We start from the raw sequence: 18,657 nt of genomic DNA on the forward strand, positions 1-18,657 counted from the left end.
CCGCTCAGTCGAACGCCGGGGTGTCGACCGAGCACGTCACGGGTTGCCCCGCGGCCGCGGTCTCCGTGGCGATCTCGCGCTTGCCGTCGAGCAGGATCCGGCAGGTCGCCGTCGCACCCCGCGCCGGGGTCGCCCGGACCGAGGCGCGTTGCTCGGCGAGGACGATCGACTCGTGCTCCCAGGTGCCCGTCCTCTGCGTGCCCGTCTTCTGGGTGCCCGTCTCCTGCGTCCCGAGTCGGTGCACCTCCGGGGCGTCTCCTCGCTTCTCGGCGCCCTCGACGCGCACGTCGGTGAGCGCGGCCCCGCTCGGCTGGTCGACGCTGACCTCGTAGGTCACGGACCAGGCATCGCCCGTCTGCTGCTGGACGAAGCTGCACCCGGTCGCGAGCACCGCGACGGAGCTGGCGACCACAACGGCGGCGAGGAGACGGACGGTGGGACGGTTGCGTTCGGACATGCCATCAGCCTGCGCACCGAGCGCCCGCGGATCGTCCCCCGGGCGACGCGTCCCCGTGCGACGACGGATCGATCCCGGGTCCTCCGAGCGGTTGACATCGGCTCCGTCCGCCCTGGCGGTCAGTACCGTCGACCCGGCGTCCGCGCAGGTCCTGTTCAACGTGCTGCTCTTCGTGCCCCTCGGTGCTCTCGCCCGGCGCGCGCCTCGCTCCGCTCGTGGGACTGCTCGCCGGGTCGGGCGGGCCACCGACGCGGACGCCCCGCGCCCGGTCACCGCGGTGTGGGCGACCCGCGGCCGGCGCGGGTTCGCGCTCGCGGTGATCCGGGCGGACGTCGAGGACGACCGGGTGCCGGCGCGCGTCGACTGAGCGGCTCCCGACGGGTGCCCCGCGCCGGCAAGAGCGCGGGACACCCTGAGCTCAACCCTTGCGCCACACGTCGTGCAGGAACCGGGCCAGGGTCACGAGCAACGTCGCGATCCCCAACCACGGCACCTGACGGCGTCGACGCGGTTCGTCGTCGGAGGACATCCGAACCACCTTCCGTGTCAGCGCCGGCGGACACGAAGAGCAGGGGCCGAGGGACGTGCGACCCGACGGTGATCGAGTTACACTGGTTCCGAGTTCAAGCTCGGGACGCGTTCTGTCCCTCGTTCTCCACTCGGAGAGCAAATCGAAGCCCATCGCTGTTGTCCCAGCGGTGGGCTTCATCCTTACTCGGGCCACGCTCCGGCGGTGACGCGGCCCACCACCAGCCTACTGATGTTCCAGGTGCCGGTGAGAGCGTCACGGGTGTCCTACTGACCGGACACTCACGGATCGTACGGGCCCGGAACGACGTTCGAGTGCCACACTCGGAGCCGTGACGACGACGCGGACCGCACCCCGGCACGAGCACCGCGCGCCGGTGGCGATCGCCGTCCTGGTGAACCTCGGGCTCAGCCTGTTCCTGCCGAGCGAGGTGCTGTTCTTCCCGTCGTGGGTGGTCCCGGTGCTCGGCGTCCTGCTGCTGATCCCGCTCGTCGTCTTCAACCCGCGACGCCTGACCCGCGAGACGACCTGGTCGCGGTGGGTGTCCTTCTCGTTGGCGATCCTGATCACCGTCGCGAACCAGCTGACCGTGGTCCGGACGATCGAGGTGCTCCTCGGTGGCCACGCCGACGGCGGTGCCGTCCTGCTCACCGCCCTGCAGGTGTGGGTGAGCACGATCATCGCGTTCGGGCTCGTGTACTGGGAGCTCGACCGGGGCGGGCCGGTGGCTCGTCGCCGGCCGGAGCTGTGGACGAGCGACGAGGCCGACTTCCAGTTCCCGCAGGAGACGGACCCGAAGACCGCTGCGTGGCGACCGGTCTACCTCGACTACCTCTACGTCGCGATGACGAACATGGTCGCGTTCAGCCCGACGGACACGATGCCGATGACCGTGCGCGCGAAGATGATCATGGCCTACCAGGCACTCGGCGGGTTCATCCTGCTGGCGCTCGTGATCTCTCGCGCGGTGAACATCATCAGCTGACCGCACTCCCGACGAGTGATTCCGACACGTCCCAGAGGCGAGCGGCGTCGTCACCGCGGAGCAACGGCGCCCACGGCTTCCGACGGCCGGCCGGTCCGCCGAGCTGACCGGGTCCGGTCGGACCGACGAAGCACCCGTCGAGGTCCGTGTCGGTCGCCGCGAGCAGGGCCGGCTCCGCCGCCGAGGCGGGCGTCCCGACGAGGAGCCGGCGCGCCGACAGCCAGCGGATCAGCCGGACGGCCACGGTGTCGCCCGAGCGTCCGATCTCCGGGCGTGCGGCGAGCAGGCTCGTCGGAGCGACACCCGGGTGGCTGACCGCACTCGTGATCCCCCACCCACCGGCCCGGCTCCTCCGACCGAGCTCGAGGGCGAAGAGCGCGCACGCGAGCTTCGACTGCCCGTACGCCCGCGCGACGTCGTAGTCCCGCTCGGACTGCAGGTCGTCCCACCGGATCGAGGCCCGCTGCGCCGCCACGCTCGACTGCATCACGACCCGACCGTCGGCGGCACGGAGCAGGGGGAGCAGGGCGCCGACGAGTGCGACGTGCCCGAGGTGGTTCGTGCCGAACTGCAGCTCGAAGCCGTCCTGGGTCGTCTGCCGCTCCGGCGGGTTCATCACGCCGGCGTTCCCCACGAAGACGTCGATCGGCGTGCCCCCGGACCGCAACCGCTCCCCGAGCGTCGACACGGACTCCAACGAGGAGAGGTCCAGGTCCTCGAGCAGCACGGAGGCATCCGGGTGCTGCGCGGTGATCCGGGCGACGGCCGCCGCTCCCTTGTCGCGGTTGCGCACCGGTACGACCACCTCGGCCCCGGCGCCGGCGAAGCGCGCGGCGATCTCCAGTCCGATGCCGTCGCTCGCCCCGGTCACCAGGACCCGGCGTCCGCTGAGGTCCGGGAGGGTGAGTGGTTCGTTCCGTGCCATGGTCGGCCTCTTCCGTCGTGGTGAGCACCCGATCCGGCACCCGAGACGATCGTTGCGGTGCCGTGCACACGGAACCACGGCCTGACGATCCGTGGCTGCGGTCGACGCCCCGGGAGAGGATGGGGCGCATGATCGACCGAGCGTCCCTGGCGGACTTCCTCCGCAGCCGTCGGACGGCCCTGCAGCCGGAGGACGTCGGGCTGCCCCGGGGCCAGCGCCGTCGCACGAGCGGGCTGCGGCGCGAGGAGGCGGCGCTGCTGAGCAACATGTCCGTCGACTACTACGCGCGGTTGGAGCGGGAGCGCGGCCCGCAGCCGTCCGACCAGATGCTCGCGTCCATCGCGCAGGGACTGCGGCTCACGATCGCCGAGCGCGACCACCTCTTCCGCCTCGCCGGACACGAGCCACCGGCGGCCGCCTCCGGCGGGGACCACGTCAGCCCGGGGATGATGCGCATCTTCGACCGGCTGGCCGACAGCCCTGCCGAGATCGTCACCGAGCTGGGCGAGACACTGCAACAGACGCCGCTCGCCGTCGAGCTGACCGGTGACGCCCGCGGCCGACGAGGCGACGACCGGAGCATCGGCCACCGATGGTTCGCCGACCCGGGGTCCCGCGACGTGCACCCGGTCGAGGACCATGCGTTCCTGTCGCGGATGTACGCCTCGGGGCTCCGGGGCGTCCTCGCACGCCGAGGCCCCGGTTCCCGAGCAGCGCGCCTGGCCGACCACCTGCTCGGGACGAGTGCGGAGTTCCGCGACGTCTGGGCACGTCACGAGGTCGGCGTGCGACCCCGTGACGTGAAGCGGTACCGCCACCCGGAGGTCGGCCTGCTCACGCTGCAGTGTCAGGTGCTGAACGACCCCGAGAGTTCCCAGACGCTGCTGGTCCACACCGCGGAGCCCGGCAGCGAGAGCGCGGAGCGGCTCCGGCTGCTGTCCGTGATCGGCGCGACGAGCACGCGACGCTGACCGCCGGGCCGTCAGGAGCCGTGTGCCTCCTCCGACACCGGCTGCCACTCGCGCCAGGTCGCCAGGCGGGACTCGTAGTCCTGCTCCGCGATGCCGAGCGGCGCCTTGCCGAAGAAGACCCGCAGGGGCGGCTGCTCGGCGTCGACGACCTTCAGGATCGCCGAGCGGGTCGCCTCGGGCTTGCCGGGGTCGGCGGCCGACGGGCGCTTCGACGCGGCTTCGCGGACGTCGGCGTACGCGGCGATCTGGGCGCTCTTCTTCGACGACGGCCCGGACCAGTCGGTCGAGAAGCCGCCCGGCTCGATGAGCGTCACGTGGATGCCGAAGCCTGCGACCTCCTGCGACAGGGACTGCGACAGCCCCTCGAGCGCCCACTTGGACGCGTGGTAGGCGCCGACCGTCGGGAACGCGCTGATCCCGCCGATGCTCGACACCTGGATGACGTGCCCGGAACCCTGCTCGCGCATGATCGGCAGCGCGGCCTGGGTCACCCAGAGCGCCCCGAACAGGTTCGTCTCGAGCTGGGCGCGGACCTCGTCCTCGGTGAGTTCCTCGACCATGCCGAAGTGGCCGTAGCCGGCGTTGTTCACGACGACGTCGAGCGAGCCGAAGTGCTCCGCCGCACGCTGCACGGCCGCGAAGTCCGCGGCACGGTCGGTCACGTCGAGCTGCAGTCCGAGGAACGTGTCCGGGTACTGGTCGACGAGTGCCTGCACGTCGTCGGTGTTGCGGGCCGTACCGGCGACGGAGTCTCCACGTTCGAGGGCGGCTTCCGCCCACTCGCGGCCGAAGCCCTTCGACGCTCCGGTGATGAACCAGGTCTTGCTCATGCTGTCTCCTCCTGAGATCTGACGCGATCAGGCAACGCTCCCCGCTTCCGTGGCACCTGGAGGTCCGGGTGACGGACGCGGCAAGCGGACACCGGCGCACCGTGCTCAGGGCCGCGGTGCCGCGAACTCCAGGTTGACGTCGTCGGGGTCCTGCACGGACAGGATCACCAGGCCGAACGGCGGCAGGTCGGTGACGTCGCCGTGTTCGATGCCGGCGGCGTCCAGTCGCTCGACGGCGGCGTGCAGGTCGTCGACGGACCCGACGCGGAACGACACGTGGTCGAGGCCGACTCGGTCGGGATCGAACCGGTCCTCGGCGGGGGCGACCGGTCGCAGGCCGAGCGTCTGCCCGCCGAACGTGAACGAACAGCCGCCGTAGGTCCGCCACGGGTCGTCGTGGATCGTCGGGTCGTCGATCTGGTCGCTGAAGTCGCTGCCGGGCGGCATGCCGAACAGCTGCTCGTAGAAGGCCTTGCTGCGGCGGATGTCGGTGACCGTGAGGCGCACGTGCGAGAAGCCGAGCGGCGTGACGATGGGTTCGCTCATCACCCCACCCAACTCCCCCTGGGCCTTGCGCTCGTTGACCACACGATCAACAATGGCGGGATGGACGTCGTCATCGCTCCCCCGCACCCGTCTCCGCTCCACCAGGACACCGGCACCCCCCGCCGCACGACCCGCGTCGCCCTCGTGCAGATGCGTTGGCTCGAGGACCCCGCTGCCCACCGCGCACAGCTCGCCGACGGCATCGCCACCGCCGCGGCCAACGGCGCCACGGCCGTGTTCCTCCCCGAGCTCACCCTGCGCCGCTACCCCGGCGACACCCCTGCCAGTGGTGTCCCGAAGGACCTCGCCGAGTCGCTCGAGGGCGGCCCGACGGTGGCCCTCGCCCGGGCACAGGCGATCGAGCACGGGGTCTTCGTGCACGCATCGCTGTACGAGCGGCCTGCCGACGACGACCAGCCCGACGACCCCCGCGGCTACAACACCGCTGTCCTCGTCGCCCCCGACGGCACCCTGGTCGGCCGGACCCGCAAGACCCACATCCCGATCAGCGCCGGCTACTACGAGGACACGTACTTCCGCCCGGGAACGGACGACGACGCCTTCCCGGTGTACGAGCCGGCGGGACTCGGCGCGCGCCTCGGGCTGCCGACCTGCTGGGACGAGTGGTTCCCCGAGGTCGCCCGGTCCTACGGCCTCGCCGGGTCCGAGGTCCTGGTGTACCCGACGGCGATCGGCTCCGAGCCGACGTTCCCGGACTTCGACACCGCGCCGATCTGGCGGCAGGTCATCGTCGCGAACGGCATCACCGCCGGCCAGTTCATGGTCGTGCCGAACCGGTGGGGTGACGAGGGCGACATCACCTTCTACGGGTCGTCGTTCATCTCGGACCCGTTCGGCCGCGTGCTCGCCGAGGCGCCGCGTGACGCCGACGCCGTGCTCGTGGCGGACCTCGACCTCGACGCCCGGACGGAGTGGCTCCGACTGTTCCCCTTCTACGTGACCCGACGACCGGACCTCTACGCGGGGCTCGTCGACCCGGTGGACGAGGACCGCCACGCGTTCGGCGCACGAGACGCGATCGACGCGGCCATCGGGGTGGCGGCGACCGACGAGATCGACGCGGCCGAGGCCGTGGCGGCGACCGACGCCGGACCGGAGGCGCGCGCATGACGTGGGTGATGCCTCCCGAGACGGCTCCGCAGGAACGCACCTGGATGGCGTTCCCACGCCCCGGCCTGACGCTCGGCGACGACGCGGCGAGCGCCGAGGCGGCGCGACGGACGTGGGCGGCCACGGCCAACACGATCAGCGAGCACCAGCCCGTCACGATCGTCGTGGACCCGGTCGCGCGAGCCGACGCGCGTCGCCTGCTGTCGACCGCGGTCCAGGTGCTCGAAGCGCCCCTCGACGACTTCTGGATGCGCGACATCGGGCCGACGTTCGTCGTCGACGACGTGACCGGTGAGCTCGGCGCCGTGGACTGGGTCTTCAACGGCTGGGGCGCGAACTCCTGGTCGACGTGGACCCGCGACGGCGAGGTCGCCACCATGGTCGCGGCCGCCGCCGGTGCGCATCGGATCCCCTCGCTGCTCGTGAACGAGGGCGGAGCGATCCACGTCGACGGCACGGGCACGGTCCTGGTGACGGAGACCGTGCAGCTCGATCCGCGACGGAACCCGTACGCCGACCGCGAGCGCGTCGAACTCGAGCTGGCCCGGACGATCGGCGCGACGGACGTGGTCTGGCTGCCCCGCGGCCTGACCCGTGACTACGACGGGTTCGGCACCCGGGGCCACGTCGACATGGTCGCGACGTTCGCGGGCGCGTCGAGTGACACCAGCGACATCAGCGCCACCAGCGACACCAGCGACACCAGCGCCACCAGCGCCACCACGACGTCCCGCACGATCCTGCTGCACGCGCAGCCCGACGCCGGCCACCCGGACCACCTGGTGATGCCGCAGATCCGTCGGGCGCTCGAGCAGGCCACTGACGCCACCATCGTCGAACTGCCGGCCCCGTCGACCCTGACCGACGACGACGGCCCGGTCGACTGGAACTACGTCAACCACGTGGTGGTGAACGACGCTGTGATCGCTTGCGCGTTCGGTGACGCCGTTGCCGACGATCGCGCCCGCGGCATCCTCGCCGACGTGTACCCGGGTCGTCAGGTGCGCTCGATCGACGCTCGTCAGGTCTTCGCGCGCGGCGGCGGGCTGCACTGCATCACGCAGCAACAGCCAGCGGTCTGAGCCATCGCCGCGGTGTACAGCGGCTGCCCGACGCCTGTACACCGCGGCCGGTCCGCACGGCGCCAGAGCGTCGGTATGGTGCTCCGAACCAGCCCGGGCGACGCTGCCCAGCCGAGCTCCGGCGCTGCCCGCCCCCGACCCAGCAGGGAAGTCAACGCACATGGCATCACCGACCGCGGTCCCCGCACCGACAGCCTCAGCAGCACCTGCGCGCGGCGGTTCCCTGAAGCGGAGCCTCGGACTCTGGGCGATCGTCGGCCTGGGCCTCGGCTACATGACCCCGACGGTGGTGTTCGACACCTTCGGCATCGTCTCCGGGCAGACCGACGGCGCCGTGCCGAGCGCGTACCTGATCGCGCTGGTCATCATGGCCCTGACGGCGATCAGCTACGGGAAGATGGTCCGGGTCTACCCGGCGGCCGGCTCCGCGTACACGTACGTGCGGGAGTCGATGCACCCGAACCTCGGGTTCATGGTCGGCTGGGCGTCCCTGCTCGACTACCTGCTCCTGCCGATGGTGAACGCCCTGATCATCCGGCTCTACCTGGAGCAGGTGTTCCCGGCGCTGCCGTCGTGGGTGACGGTCGTCGTCTACACGGTGTTCGTGACGACGGTGATCTGCCTGTCGATGCGCGGCACGTCGAACCTCAACATGGTGCTGCTCATCGGCGCGATCCTGGCGATGATCGCGTTCGTGGTCTTCACCGTCATCGAACTCGTCCACGGTGCCGGAGCCGGCACGATCGCGAGCACCGAGCCGTTCGTGCACGACGGTGTGACGATGTCCGCCCTGCTCACCGGCGCGACGGTGGTCTGCTTCTCGTTCATCGGCTTCGACGCCGTGACGATGTACACCGAAGAGGCGAAGTCGATCCGGATCATGCCGAAGGCGATCATGCTGACGGTGCTGCTCGGCGGCGCGATCTTCCTGGTGTCCGCCTACTTCGCGCAGCTGCGGTTCCCGACGAACACCCCGTTCGGCGAGTTCACCGACGACCCGCTGCCCCAGATCGGCCTGCTCGTCGGTGGCCCGGTGTTCCAGGCGGTCCTGGTGTCGGCCGGGTTCGTCGCCGCGCTGGCGTCGGGGCTCGCATCGCACGCGAGCGTCGCCCGCATGCTCATGGTGATGGGCCGGAACAACGTCCTACCGAAGCGGGTGTTCGGGTACGTCAACCCGCGCACGCACACCCCGGTCTTCAACGTCGTGTTCGTCGGCGCGGTCACGCTGCTCGCGATGAGCTTCTCGCTCGACACCATCTCGTCGTACATCAACTTCGGCGCCCTCGTCGCCTTCACCTTCGTCAACGCGAGCGTCATCGTGCACTTCGCCGTCCGGCAGGGCCGCCGCCACACCGCGGCTGACCGGTGGAGGTACATCGTCCTGCCCGGCCTCGCGATGGTCCTGACAGGGGTGCTCTGGTCGCAGCTCCACGCCGACGCACTGATCGCAGGAGGAGTGTGGGCTGCGATCGGCTTCGCCTACCTGCTCGTCATCACGAAGGGCTTCCGGGTGCTGCCGAAGAGCTTCGACGAGAACCAGCCGGTCACCGGCGTGAACAAGCAGCTGACCGACCAGGCCTGACCCACCGAGAGAGGACGCCATGTACGCCGTCACCGACCCCACCACGGGCACGACCCTCGAGACGTTCCCGACCATCACCGACGACGAGCTCCGGGCGACGATCGCTGCCGCGGACCGCGCCCACCGCGAGCGCACCAGCTCCGTCGCCGACCGCGCGGCCCTGCTCCACCGCGTCGCGGACCTGTACCGGGAGCGTCACGCCGACCTCGCCGCCACGATCGTGCGCGAGATGGCGAAGCCGATCGACCAGGCCGAGGGCGAGGTGGACTTCTGCGCCGACATCTACGACTACTACGCGGATCACGCCGAGGAGTTCCTCGCCGACCAGCCGATCACCCTGGCCGACGGCTCCGAGGGCAGCGCCTTCATCCGGAAGTCGTCGATCGGCGTGCTGCTCGGCATCATGCCGTGGAACTTCCCCGCCTACCAGATCGCCCGGTTCGCCGGTCCGAACCTGCTCATCGGCAACACGGTCCTGCTCAAGCACGCACCGCAGTGCCCCGAGTCGGCCCTGGCGATCGAGCGGATCTTCCACGACGCCGGGTTCCCCGAGGGCGCGTACACGAACGTCTTCGCGACGAACGACCAGGCCGCCGACGTCATCGCCGACCCGCGCGTGCAGGGCGTCTCGCTGACCGGGTCGGCCCGCGCCGGTGCCGCGGTCGCCGAGATCGCGGGCCGGAACCTCACGAAGGTCGTGCTCGAGCTCGGTGGTTCGGACCCCTTCATCGTGCTGTCCACCGACGACCTCGACTCCGTCGTCGAGTCAGCCGTCACCACTCGCCTCGAGGGGAACGGGCAGGTATGCAACGCCCCGAAGCGCTTCCTGGTGGTGGACGACCTGTACGACGACTTCCTGGCGAAGTTCACGACGGCCATGTCGGCGGTGTCGCCGACCGACCCGTCCGTGCCCGGCACCGAGCTCGGCCCGTTGTCGTCGCCGGCCGCCGCGGACCGCCTGCAGGAGCAGCTCGCGTCCGCCGTCGCGCAGGGTGCGACCGTCGTCACGGGCGGCGACCGCCAGGGCAACGCCTTCGTGCCGACGATCCTGACCGACGTCACGCCGGACAACGACGCGTACCGCGAGGAGTTCTTCGGCCCCGTCGCCGCCGTGTACCGGGTCGCCGACGAGGACGCCGCCGTCGCACTCGCCAACGACACCCCGTACGGCCTCGGCTCGTACCTGTTCACGACCGACGCCGACCAGGCACTCCGCGTCGCGGACCGGCTCGAGGCCGGCATGGTCTACGTCAACATCGTCGGCGCGGACAGCCCCGAACTGCCGTTCGGTGGCGTCAAGGCGAGCGGCTTCGGCCGTGAGCTCGGCCCCCTGGGGGCCGACGAGTTCGTCAACGAGAAGCTGATCCGCATCGGCTGACGGACGCTCTGGACCCGGCCCCACGACGGACGGGAGGCGCGGTGCAAGCTGGCACCGCGCCTCCCGTCTGCTCGTCGGTCGCCGCTACTGCTGCGGCTCGGCGGGCTCGCCGCCGGAGTCGGTGTCGCTGTCCTGCGCGGGGTCCTTCGTCGCGTCGCCCGTGGGCGACCCGTCCGGCAGGTCCTCGGTGTACTGCGCTTCCGCCTCGCTGGGGTCGCTGGATCCGTTCGCCGTCGTGTCGCTCATGGCCCGGATGCTACGCGCGGACGGCGCTGCGCTCGCTCAGACGGACGAGGCGGCAGCGCCGGAGCCGGCGGCGACCGGGGTCACGGCCAGGATCTCGTCGGCGACCTCGCGCCCGATCCGCACCGCACCGTCGACGTGCTGGTACCCCTGCCCGGCCAGGTCGCTCGACGCGAACCGGATCGGACCGACGGCTGCACGCTGGTCGGCGCCGTACCGGACGAGCCCGCCCAGGTCGAAGCTCGCCGCGTAGGCGCCGCGGGTCCACTCCTCGGTGCCCCAGTCGCTCTCGTAGTACACGACCGGGCGCAGGGCCTCGTCGCCGTAGTAGTGGGCGAGCGAAGCGAGCACGCGGGCCTTCCGTTCCTCGGCCGACAGCGCGAACAGGTCGTCGGCGTGCTGGTCGGAGACGAACCCGACCAACGTGCCCTGTTCCGATCCGTGCTCGGTGTTGTCGTACGCCTCGTGCACGACCTCGTACGGGCTGAACGCCGTGCCGGAGAGCCCGGCACCGCGCCAGAACGGCCGGTCGTAGACGGCGTGCACCTTGATGACGAAGCCCATCGACAGGTGCTGGTGCAGCTGGTGCTGGCGACGGGGCAGCGGGGGTTCGTACGAGATCCGCGAGTACAGGGGCGGCGGCACGGCGACGAGCGCCTGCCGGGCGTAGACCTCGAGGCCGCCGTCGGCGAGCGCGACGACCCCGTCGTCGGTCCAGCGCAGGGTGCGCACCGGCGCGTTCAGGTGCACGGCGTCACCGAGGCGCTCGGCGAGCCGCTCCGACACCTGCTGCATCCCGCCGACGACGCGCTTGTCCAGGATGAAGTCGGCGTCGACCAGGTTCGTGAAGCTCCCCGCCGAGGCGGCCATCAGCAGGGCCTGCAGGGCGGAGAACGCGTGTGCCGGCTTCGTGAGCATGGCGCCGGCGATGAACAGTTCGACGTTGTCGGTGGCGACGCGGTCGTCGCTCAGCGTGTGGAGCCAGGCGCGGAAGGTGACCTCGTCGAGTGCCGCCGCGTGCGGGGACTCCCAGGGGCGGGCGGGATCGACCGCCGCGACGTACTCGTCGACGACCGACACGAGTCGCTCGATCTCGTTCGCCGTCGCCTCGGGCAGCGGGAAGATGTCGCCGGTGTACTCGGTGCGGGTGCCCTCGGCGTCGACGTAGACGCTCGAGCCCTCGCGGTACCGGTCGTACGTGTCGAGTCCGAGTTCGTCGAGGGTCTCGAGCAGTGCGGTCTGGTCGGGCGAGACCCACTGGCCACCGATCTCGAGGGTGACCCCGTCGATGTCGTTCGTCCAGGTGCGGCCGCCCACGCGATCGCGCGCCTCGAGCACCGTGACGGTCAGTCCCGCGGCGCGCAGGCGGTTCGCGGCGGTCAGGCCGGTGACACCGGCTCCGATGACGACGACGTCGCTCTCGATCATCGTGCTGCTCCTTCGGTGGTGGTGCTCCGGAACGGGTCCGGGGTCAGCGTGTACATGGTCTCGAGGTACTCGGCGATGCCCTCGCCGCCGCCCTCGCGGCCGAGGCCGGACTGCTTCACCCCGCCGAACGGGGCCGACGCGTTCGAGACGACCCCGGTGTTGAGTCCGAGCATGCCGGTCTCGAGCCGCTCCATCAGGCGCTGCCCGCGGGCCGGGTCCTCGGTGAACGCGTAGCCGACCAGACCGTACTCGGTGTCGTTGGCGGCGGCCACGGCCTCGTCCTCGGTCCGGAACGTCCGGATCGCCAGGACGGGTCCGAAGATCTCGTCGCGGAGCAGGTCGCTGCCGGGCTGCACGTCGGTCAGGACCGTGGGTGCGTAGAAGGTGCCGGGGCCGTCGACCGGGTGTCCGCCGGTGCGGAGCGTCGCCCCGCGGTCGAGCGCGTCGGTGACCAGGCGGTGCGCCTTGTCGACGGCGCGGTCGTCGATGAGCGGTCCGATGGCGACGTCGTCCTCCGTGCCGCGTCCGACCCGCATGGCCTCGACGCGTGCGGTGACCCGGCGCGTGAACTCGTCGACGATGTCCTCGTGCACCAGGAACCGGTTCGCGGCGGTGCAGGCCTGCCCGGTGTTGCGGAACTTGGCGGCGAGCGCACCCTCCACGGCCAGGTCGAGGTCGGCGTCGGCGAACACCAGGAACGGGGCGTTGCCGCCGAGCTCCATGCTCGTCCGGAGCACGTTCTGCGCCGCCTGGGCGAGCAGCGTGCGTCCGACCGGCGTCGAGCCCGTGAAGGACAGCTTCCGGAGCCGGGGGTCGGCGATCACGGGCGCGGAGACGTCGGCGGCCCGCGTGGTCGGGACCACGTTGACCACGCCGGCGGGCAGTCCGACCTCGCGCAGCAGGTCGACGAACAGCAGGGTCGTGAGCGGCGTCAGTTCGGCCGGCTTCACGACGACCGTGCACCCGGCGGCGAGCGCCGGTGCGATCTTCCGGGTCGCCATCGCCAGCGGGAAGTTCCACGGCGTGATGAGGAACGCGGGACCGACGGGCTTGTGCGAGACGGTGGCACGGCCGGTGCCCTCCGGGTTGGTGCCGTACGAGCCGCCGATCCGGACCGCTTCCTCCGAGAACCAGCGCAGGAACTCCCCGCCGTACGCGACCTCGCCGCGGGCCTCGGCGAGCGGCTTGCCCATCTCGAGCGTCATGAGCAGCGCGAAGTCCTCGCGTCGTTCCTGCAGCAGGTCGAACGCGCGGCGGAGCAGCTCGGCGCGGTGCCGCGGCGGCGTGGTCGCCCAGCCCGTCTTCGCTGCTTCGGCGGCGTCGAGGGCTCGGACACCGTCCTCGGCGGTTGCGTCGGCGATGTCGAGCAGCGTCTCGCCGGTGGCGGGGTCGACGACGGCGAAGGTACGGCCGTCGGCCGACGGCTGCCAGGCACCGTCGACCAGGAGGCCCGTGGGGACGCGGGCGAGCAGCTCGCGTTCGGCGTCGGTGCGGTCGGCCGCAGGGGCGGTGGTGGTGGCGTTGGTCTCGGTGGTCATGCTGTTGCGAGTCCTTCCAGGACGACGTCGAGTCCCTCGTGGAGCAGGGCGTCGTCGATCGACAGTGGGGGCAGGAACCGGACGACGTTGCCGTACGTGCCGGCGGTCAGCGCGATGACGCCGTGCTCGAACGCGGACCGCACCACCTTCCCGGTCAGTGCTGCGTCCGGTTCGCCGGTCGCGGGGTCCACGAGTTCCATCGCGACCATCGCGCCGCGTCCGCGGACGTCGCCGATCCGCGGGTCGGTCGTCTGCGCGGCACGGAGTCGTCCGAGCAGCACGTCCCCGAGCTCGCGGGCTCGGTCGATCAGCCCGTCGTGCTCGAACGCGTCGATCGCGGCGAGGGCGGCGGCGCAGGCGATCGGGTTGCCGCCGTAGGTGCCGCCGAGCCCGCCGACGTGTGCGGAGTCCATGATCTCGGCGCGACCGGTCACGGCGGAGAGGGGCAGACCGCCGGCCATGCCCTTCGCGGTCGTGACGACGTCCGGCACGATCCCCTCGTGCTCGCTCGCGAACATCGACCCGGTGCGCGCGAAGCCGGTCTGGACCTCGTCGGCGATGAGCACGACGCCGTTCGCCGTGGTCCACTCGGACAGCGCGGCGAGGAACCCGGGCGCTGGCACGACGAAACCGCCCTCCCCCTGGATCGGCTCGATGAGCAGCGCCGCGGTGTTCGCCGCGCCGACCTGCTTCTCGATCTGGCTGATCGCGCGCTTCGCCGCCTCGGGTCCGGAGAGTCCGTCGTGGAACGGGTAGGACATCGGCACCCGGTAGACCTCGGGGGCGAACGGGCCGAAGCCGTCCTTGTACGGCTGGTTCTTCGCGGTGAGCGCCATCGTGAGGTTCGTCCGGCCGTGGTACGCGTGGTCGAACACCACGACGGCCTGCCGACCGGTGTGCTTGCGCGCGATCTTCACCGCGTTCTCGACGGCTTCTGCGCCGGAGTTGAACAGTGCCGTGCGCTTGTCGTGGTCACCGGGGGTCAGCCGGTTGAGCGCCTCGGCGACCGCGACGTACCCGTCGTAGGCGGCGATCGTGAAGCACGTGTGGGTGAAGGCAGCGACCTGCTCGGTGACCGCGGCGACGACGGCGGGGTGCGCGTTGCCGACGCTGGTCACGGCGATCCCGGACCCCAGGTCGACGAACGAGTTGTCGTCCGCGTCCACGACGACCCCGCCACCGGCCGCGACGACGGCGATCGGCACGGCGACCCCGACCCCGGCCGCGACGGCTCCGGCCTTCCGCGCCATGAGCTCGCGTGATCGCGGGCCGGGGACGGCCGTGACGAGCCGTCGTTCCTGGGGCAGCGAGGGGCCGCCGGTGGGCGCACTGATCGAGGGTGCTGCGGTGGAGGACATGCGGCGATGGTAGGAGCCTGCGGCGACCACGGCGGCTGTCCACCGTGTACATCGAGGCCCGGTCCGATCGCCCCGGTGGATAAGGTGCTCGCATGCCCGCGACGCTGCGTTCCCTGTTGCACCGTGCCGACCTCCGCCTCCGCCCACTGACCGGCGCGGACACGGGCGCCCTCGACGCCCCGCTGTCGTGGCTGCACAGCTCCGACCTCGAGGACCCGACGCCGTTCCTGGCCGACGGGCAGGGACTGCTGACGACGGGCACGCAGTTCGGTGCCGAGGCCGAGGTCCCGGAGGACGTCGCCGGCCCCTACGTCCGCCGACTCGTCGAGCGGGGCGTCGTCGCACTCGGGTTCGGCACGGAGGTCGTCCGCGCCGGCACCCCGGACGCCCTCGTCGCCGCCTGCGAGCAGTACGGACTCCCCTTGTTCGAGGTGCCCTACGAGACCTCGTTCATCGCGGTCGCGCAGGCGAACGCCGAAGCGGTCGCCCGCGACGCGAACGCCCGGAACGCCTGGGCCCTCGCCGCACAGCGGGCGATCTCGCTCGCGGCGATGCGCCCGGACGGGCTCGGGGCCACGATCGCGGAGCTCTCCGGGCAGCTCGACGGCTGGGTCGGGCTCTTCGACGTGTCCGGGCGGCTGGACCGCGGGCACCCGACGGACGGCGTGCCCGCCCAGGACCTCGAGCTGCTCCGGACCGAGGCGCTGCGCCTGCTGCGGGCCGGACAGCGGGCGAGCCTGCCGGTGACCACCGAGCACCACACCGGGTTCACCCTGCAGACCCTCGGCAGCGGGGGCCACCTGAGCGGTGTGCTCGCGATCGCGAACGGCGGTGCGCTCGACCGCGCCGGCCGCGAGGTGGTGACGTCCGTCATCGCCCTCGCCGGACTCGCGTTGCAGCAGAACCGTGAGCTGGCCAGAGCGCGCGGGCTCCTGCGCACCGGCCTGCTCACCATGCTCTCGGTCGGCGATCCGGAGGTGGTCCAGTCGACGTCGCGCGAGGTGTGGGGGCCCCTGCCCGCCGAACCCGTCCGGATCGCGGCCCTCGAGGTCGACGACCACGACGTCGACACCGTCGTCGACCTGCTCGAACTGTGGGTGCAGGACCGGCCCGGACAGCTCTTCTTCGCCGTCGACGACGCCCTCTTCCTGTGCGTGAGCGCCGACGACACCGCGATCGTCGAGGAACTGGTCGGACGCTTCGACCTGCGGGCCGGCCTGTCGGACGGTGCCGCGTACCGGTCGTTCGGCCGTGCCCGCACCGAGGCCGTGCAGGCCCTCGACCGTCGGCGGGAAGGGCGACCGGGCACCACCGAGTTCGGCGACCTCGCCCGCGAAGGCGTCCTCGCACACCTGGCCCACGTGGACGTCGACGCCGGAGCCGTCGCCCGCGCGTTCCTCGCTCCCCTGCTCGAACACGACCGGTCGGCGGGCACCGAGCTCACCCGCACCGTCCGCGCCTGGCTCGAGCAGAACTGCGAGTACGACCGCGCCGCCCAGGTGCTCGGCATCCACCGTCACACCGCACGCTCCCGGGTCGAGCACGCCGGCCGGCTCCTCGACCGCGACCTCGCCGTCTTCGCGACCCGTGCCGACCTGTGGGCGGCCTTCGTCGTCGAGGGCGCGTGACGCGCGGATACGGTGGGACGATGCCGACGACACCGGCCCGCCGGCGCCTGAGCCCGGCCGAACGCGGATCCCAGATCACGGCGGCCGCCGTCGACCTGGCGCGTGCCGAGGGCCTCGCGGCGGTGACGCTCCGCGGGATCGCCGCCGTGATCGGGGTCGCGCCGTCGCTCGTCGCCCACTACCGCCCGAACATGGAGGACCTGGTCGGCGAGACGTTCCGCACCGTCGCGGCAGCCGAGGTCGCCGAGGTCCGCGCGATCGTCGCCGCTGCGCCCGACCCGGTCTCGGGTCTCCGCACCCTGCTCGGCTGCATCGCCGATCCCGCGCGCGACGACGTCGCCACCCTGTGGGCCGACGCGTGGAGCATCGGCCGCACGAACGCGGCACTGGCGACCGCGGCACGGGACGTCATGGACGACTGGCAGCTCCTCGCGACCACGGTCGTCGTCGACGGGGTGCGCGGGGGCGTGCTGCGGACCGACGACCCGGACGGCGTGGGACGCCTGCTCTTCGCGCTCGTCGACGCCACCAACGGGTACGCCCTGGTCGACTACCTCGACCGACCGACCCGCGAGGGCCTGGTGCGCACGACGATCGCCCGAGCGGTGGGCCTGGACGGGTCAGCCCTGTCGGGGTGACACCCGCCGCAGTGCCACCCACTGCAGCAGCATGATCGTCTTGCCGTCGGCGATCCGGCCGTCCTCGACCATCGCGAGCGCCTCGTCGAGTGCCAGCTCGAGCACCTCGATGTCCTCGCCCTCGTCCTCGACCCCGCCGCCCGCCTCGACCCGGTCCGCCGGTGTGTACGCACCGACGTAGAAGTGGACGCGTTCGGTCACCGAACCGGGGCTCATGAAGACGTCGCCGACGCGCACCAGGTCGCCCAGCCGGATGCCGAGCTCCTCGGCGGCCTCGCGTCGGACGGCGGTCTCGGGGTCGTCCTCGTCGAGCAGCCCCGCCGCCGCCTCGATCAGCATCCCGTCCGGATGCCCGTTCACGTACGCCGGCCACCGGAACTGCCGCGTGAGCAGGACGGTACGGCGCTCGGCGTCGTACGGCAGCACGGTTGCACCGTTCCCGCGGTCGTAGGTCTCGCGCTGCTGCCGGTCCCACCGGCCGTCCCGGCGCCGGACGTCGAGCGTGGTGCGACGGAGCACGTGCCACCCGTCCGACACGACCTCGACGTCCCGCACGACGACGTCGGGGTTGCGGTCGAGGTCACGGCCGACGGCGTCGAGTCCGGTCCGCCCACGGGCATCGGGGACGTCGACGCCGGGACGAGGGGCTGCTGCACGATCATCGGTCACCTGGTCACGCTAGCGGGGCGGCCGCTTGCACGACCCGACCGCCCGGTACCGTGCAGCCATGACCAGGACACCGTTCACCCGTCGCCCGGATCGACCGCAGGTCGTCACGGTGTCGATCGTGCTCTGGCTCCTCTGGGTCGCGGTCTGCCTGGTGGCGACCGTCCTGCAGTTCGTGGCGGGCGCGGACGGGAACGCCCTCGGCACGGTCCTGACGGTGCTCGTCGCGGTCGCGGTCTGGGGACTCGTCGGGTGGGCGGTCGTCCGCACGGCCACCGGATCGCGGGTGGCACGCATCGTGCTGGTCGTCGTCGCCGTGGCCCGTGCCGTGCTCAGCATCACGAGCGGCGAAGTCGGACTCCTGACGATCGCGCTGTCGGTCGTCGCCGCGGTCCTCCTCTTCCTGCCCAGCGCGCGCCCGTTCTTCGCCCGCAGCGATGCGGGAAGAACCGACCACGGGTTCTCCGGACCCGGCGTGTCGGGGTCGAGCCGGGCCTCCTGGCCGGATCCCGACCACCCGACGGACGCCGATCGGACCTGATCCGCCATCCGGCGACGGCCGCTCCGGGACGCCCCGGAAGAACACGAAAGGCCCCGGATTGCTCCGGGGCCTTTCGCTGTTTCGCCTGGTGCGCGAGGGGGGACTTGAACCCCCACGCCGTTTCCAGCACACGGACCTGAACCGTGCGCGTCTACCAATTCCGCCACTCGCGCCAGCCCCAAAACACTACCACGCACAGAC

Annotated in this window: 19 protein-coding genes and 1 tRNA gene; 10 read left to right on the top strand and 10 right to left on the bottom strand. The window is 71.8% G+C overall.

The window, feature by feature from the left end:
* Nucleotides 1–4: 4 nt before the first annotated feature.
* Nucleotides 5–457 (bottom strand): hypothetical protein, encoded by a 453-nt coding sequence (locus tag OGL88_RS00400; RefSeq protein ID WP_263054923.1) that lies wholly within the window; start codon nucleotides 455–457, stop codon nucleotides 5–7.
* Between the two features lie 55 nt (nucleotides 458–512).
* Here OGL88_RS00400 and OGL88_RS00405 point away from each other — a divergent pair, with 55 nt between their 5' ends.
* Nucleotides 513–824 (top strand): hypothetical protein, encoded by a 312-nt coding sequence (locus tag OGL88_RS00405; RefSeq protein ID WP_263089312.1) that lies wholly within the window; start codon nucleotides 513–515, stop codon nucleotides 822–824.
* A gap of 493 nt (nucleotides 825–1,317) precedes the next feature.
* Nucleotides 1,318–1,971, top strand: coding sequence for a DUF1345 domain-containing protein (locus OGL88_RS00410; protein WP_263054924.1), 654 nt, complete (start codon nucleotides 1,318–1,320; stop codon nucleotides 1,969–1,971).
* On the opposite strand, the gene OGL88_RS00415 is transcribed toward OGL88_RS00410, so the two are convergent.
* The gene (locus OGL88_RS00415; protein ID WP_263054925.1) at nucleotides 1,964–2,896 is read right to left on the bottom strand and encodes an SDR family oxidoreductase; all 933 of its coding nucleotides are present in this window, start codon (nucleotides 2,894–2,896) and stop codon (nucleotides 1,964–1,966) included. The genes OGL88_RS00410 and OGL88_RS00415 overlap by 8 nt on opposite strands.
* A gap of 128 nt (nucleotides 2,897–3,024) precedes the next feature.
* Here OGL88_RS00415 and OGL88_RS00420 point away from each other — a divergent pair, with 128 nt between their 5' ends.
* Nucleotides 3,025–3,867: a helix-turn-helix transcriptional regulator gene (locus tag OGL88_RS00420; protein ID WP_263054926.1), complete on the top strand. Its 843-nt coding sequence runs from the start codon at nucleotides 3,025–3,027 to the stop codon at nucleotides 3,865–3,867.
* Between the two features lie 11 nt (nucleotides 3,868–3,878).
* On the opposite strand, the gene OGL88_RS00425 is transcribed toward OGL88_RS00420, so the two are convergent.
* A complete protein-coding gene (locus OGL88_RS00425) occupies nucleotides 3,879–4,697 on the bottom strand; it encodes an SDR family oxidoreductase (RefSeq protein ID WP_263054927.1) in 819 nt (272 codons plus the stop codon).
* 105 nt (nucleotides 4,698–4,802) lie between these two features.
* Nucleotides 4,803–5,243, bottom strand: a complete 441-nt coding sequence (locus OGL88_RS00430; protein WP_214546051.1) for a VOC family protein — start codon at nucleotides 5,241–5,243, stop codon at nucleotides 4,803–4,805.
* Nucleotides 5,244–5,303: 60 nt separating this feature from the next.
* Between OGL88_RS00430 and OGL88_RS00435 the strand changes: the two genes are divergently transcribed.
* The 4 genes from OGL88_RS00435 (at nucleotide 5,304) to OGL88_RS00450 (ending at nucleotide 10,416) form a co-directional block, all read left to right on the top strand.
* On the top strand, nucleotides 5,304–6,374 hold the full coding sequence (locus tag OGL88_RS00435) for a nitrilase-related carbon-nitrogen hydrolase (protein WP_263054928.1): 1,071 nt from the start codon (nucleotides 5,304–5,306) through the stop codon (nucleotides 6,372–6,374).
* Nucleotides 6,371–7,456: an agmatine deiminase family protein gene (locus OGL88_RS00440; protein ID WP_263054929.1), complete on the top strand. Its 1,086-nt coding sequence runs from the start codon at nucleotides 6,371–6,373 to the stop codon at nucleotides 7,454–7,456. Before OGL88_RS00435 ends, OGL88_RS00440 begins: the two co-directional genes overlap by 4 nt.
* 160 nt (nucleotides 7,457–7,616) lie before the next feature.
* Nucleotides 7,617–9,038: an APC family permease gene (locus OGL88_RS00445; protein WP_263054930.1), complete on the top strand. Its 1,422-nt coding sequence runs from the start codon at nucleotides 7,617–7,619 to the stop codon at nucleotides 9,036–9,038.
* A 19-nt stretch (nucleotides 9,039–9,057) separates the two neighbouring features.
* The gene (locus OGL88_RS00450) at nucleotides 9,058–10,416 is read left to right on the top strand and encodes an NAD-dependent succinate-semialdehyde dehydrogenase (protein WP_263054931.1); all 1,359 of its coding nucleotides are present in this window, start codon (nucleotides 9,058–9,060) and stop codon (nucleotides 10,414–10,416) included.
* A gap of 84 nt (nucleotides 10,417–10,500) precedes the next feature.
* Here OGL88_RS00450 and OGL88_RS00455 read toward each other — a convergent pair whose 3' ends face one another.
* The 4 genes from OGL88_RS00455 to gabT are packed head-to-tail and all read right to left on the bottom strand — an operon-like array spanning nucleotide 10,501 to nucleotide 14,983.
* Entirely contained in the window at nucleotides 10,501–10,662 is a 162-nt protein-coding gene (locus tag OGL88_RS00455; RefSeq protein WP_166673220.1) for a hypothetical protein, read from the bottom strand.
* Nucleotides 10,663–10,698: 36 nt separating this feature from the next.
* Nucleotides 10,699–12,087 carry a flavin monoamine oxidase family protein gene (locus tag OGL88_RS00460; RefSeq protein ID WP_263054932.1) on the bottom strand — a complete coding sequence of 463 codons (1,389 nt, stop codon included), beginning with the start codon at nucleotides 12,085–12,087 and terminating at the stop codon, nucleotides 10,699–10,701.
* Entirely contained in the window at nucleotides 12,084–13,625 is a 1,542-nt protein-coding gene (locus tag OGL88_RS00465) for an NAD-dependent succinate-semialdehyde dehydrogenase (protein WP_263054933.1), read from the bottom strand. The genes OGL88_RS00460 and OGL88_RS00465 overlap by 4 nt, the downstream gene beginning before the upstream one ends.
* Nucleotides 13,622–14,983, bottom strand: a complete 1,362-nt coding sequence (gabT, locus tag OGL88_RS00470) for a 4-aminobutyrate--2-oxoglutarate transaminase (RefSeq protein WP_263054934.1) — start codon at nucleotides 14,981–14,983, stop codon at nucleotides 13,622–13,624. Before gabT ends, OGL88_RS00465 begins: the two co-directional genes overlap by 4 nt.
* A 92-nt stretch (nucleotides 14,984–15,075) precedes the next feature.
* On the opposite strand from gabT, the gene OGL88_RS00475 reads away from it, so the two are divergent.
* Nucleotides 15,076–16,611 carry a PucR family transcriptional regulator gene (locus OGL88_RS00475; RefSeq protein WP_263054935.1) on the top strand — a complete coding sequence of 512 codons (1,536 nt, stop codon included), beginning with the start codon at nucleotides 15,076–15,078 and terminating at the stop codon, nucleotides 16,609–16,611.
* A 20-nt stretch (nucleotides 16,612–16,631) separates the two neighbouring features.
* Nucleotides 16,632–17,249, top strand: a complete 618-nt coding sequence (locus OGL88_RS00480; RefSeq protein ID WP_263054936.1) for a TetR/AcrR family transcriptional regulator — start codon at nucleotides 16,632–16,634, stop codon at nucleotides 17,247–17,249.
* Here OGL88_RS00480 and OGL88_RS00485 read toward each other — a convergent pair.
* On the bottom strand, nucleotides 17,232–17,918 hold the full coding sequence (locus OGL88_RS00485; RefSeq protein ID WP_263089313.1) for an NUDIX domain-containing protein: 687 nt from the start codon (nucleotides 17,916–17,918) through the stop codon (nucleotides 17,232–17,234). The two genes, OGL88_RS00480 and OGL88_RS00485, sit on opposite strands and share 18 nt — an antisense overlap.
* A gap of 58 nt (nucleotides 17,919–17,976) precedes the next feature.
* On the opposite strand from OGL88_RS00485, the gene OGL88_RS00490 reads away from it, so the two are divergent.
* Entirely contained in the window at nucleotides 17,977–18,456 is a 480-nt protein-coding gene (locus tag OGL88_RS00490; RefSeq protein ID WP_263054937.1) for a hypothetical protein, read from the top strand.
* 86 nt (nucleotides 18,457–18,542) lie between these two features.
* Here OGL88_RS00490 and OGL88_RS00495 read toward each other — a convergent pair.
* Nucleotides 18,543–18,629, bottom strand: a tRNA-Leu gene (locus OGL88_RS00495).
* Nucleotides 18,630–18,657 lie beyond the last annotated feature (28 nt).

This window comes from Curtobacterium sp. RIT-PI-V (assembly GCF_025642935.1).
Taxonomy (GTDB): Bacteria; Actinomycetota; Actinomycetes; order Actinomycetales; family Microbacteriaceae; genus Curtobacterium.

Excerpts from the sequence above, each read along its gene's own strand:
- OGL88_RS00465 (WP_263054933.1), bottom strand. The coding sequence starts at position 13,625 with ATGACCACCGAGACCAACGCCACCACCACCGCCCCTGCGGCCGACCGC.
- OGL88_RS00430 (WP_214546051.1), bottom strand. The coding sequence starts at position 5,243 with ATGAGCGAACCCATCGTCACGCCGCTCGGCTTCTCGCACGTGCGCCTC.
- OGL88_RS00445 (WP_263054930.1), top strand. The coding sequence starts at position 7,617 with ATGGCATCACCGACCGCGGTCCCCGCACCGACAGCCTCAGCAGCACCT.
- OGL88_RS00460 (WP_263054932.1), bottom strand. The coding sequence starts at position 12,087 with ATGATCGAGAGCGACGTCGTCGTCATCGGAGCCGGTGTCACCGGCCTG.
- OGL88_RS00440 (WP_263054929.1), top strand. The coding sequence starts at position 6,371 with ATGACGTGGGTGATGCCTCCCGAGACGGCTCCGCAGGAACGCACCTGG.
- OGL88_RS00480 (WP_263054936.1), top strand. The coding sequence starts at position 16,632 with ATGCCGACGACACCGGCCCGCCGGCGCCTGAGCCCGGCCGAACGCGGA.
- OGL88_RS00415 (WP_263054925.1), bottom strand. The coding sequence starts at position 2,896 with ATGGCACGGAACGAACCACTCACCCTCCCGGACCTCAGCGGACGCCGG.
- OGL88_RS00455 (WP_166673220.1), bottom strand. The coding sequence starts at position 10,662 with ATGAGCGACACGACGGCGAACGGATCCAGCGACCCCAGCGAGGCGGAA.
- OGL88_RS00475 (WP_263054935.1), top strand. The coding sequence starts at position 15,076 with ATGCCCGCGACGCTGCGTTCCCTGTTGCACCGTGCCGACCTCCGCCTC.
- OGL88_RS00420 (WP_263054926.1), top strand. The coding sequence starts at position 3,025 with ATGATCGACCGAGCGTCCCTGGCGGACTTCCTCCGCAGCCGTCGGACG.
- OGL88_RS00490 (WP_263054937.1), top strand. The coding sequence starts at position 17,977 with ATGACCAGGACACCGTTCACCCGTCGCCCGGATCGACCGCAGGTCGTC.
- gabT (WP_263054934.1), bottom strand. The coding sequence starts at position 14,983 with ATGTCCTCCACCGCAGCACCCTCGATCAGTGCGCCCACCGGCGGCCCC.
- OGL88_RS00425 (WP_263054927.1), bottom strand. The coding sequence starts at position 4,697 with ATGAGCAAGACCTGGTTCATCACCGGAGCGTCGAAGGGCTTCGGCCGC.
- OGL88_RS00450 (WP_263054931.1), top strand. The coding sequence starts at position 9,058 with ATGTACGCCGTCACCGACCCCACCACGGGCACGACCCTCGAGACGTTC.
- OGL88_RS00400 (WP_263054923.1), bottom strand. The coding sequence starts at position 457 with ATGTCCGAACGCAACCGTCCCACCGTCCGTCTCCTCGCCGCCGTTGTG.
- OGL88_RS00435 (WP_263054928.1), top strand. The coding sequence starts at position 5,304 with ATGGACGTCGTCATCGCTCCCCCGCACCCGTCTCCGCTCCACCAGGAC.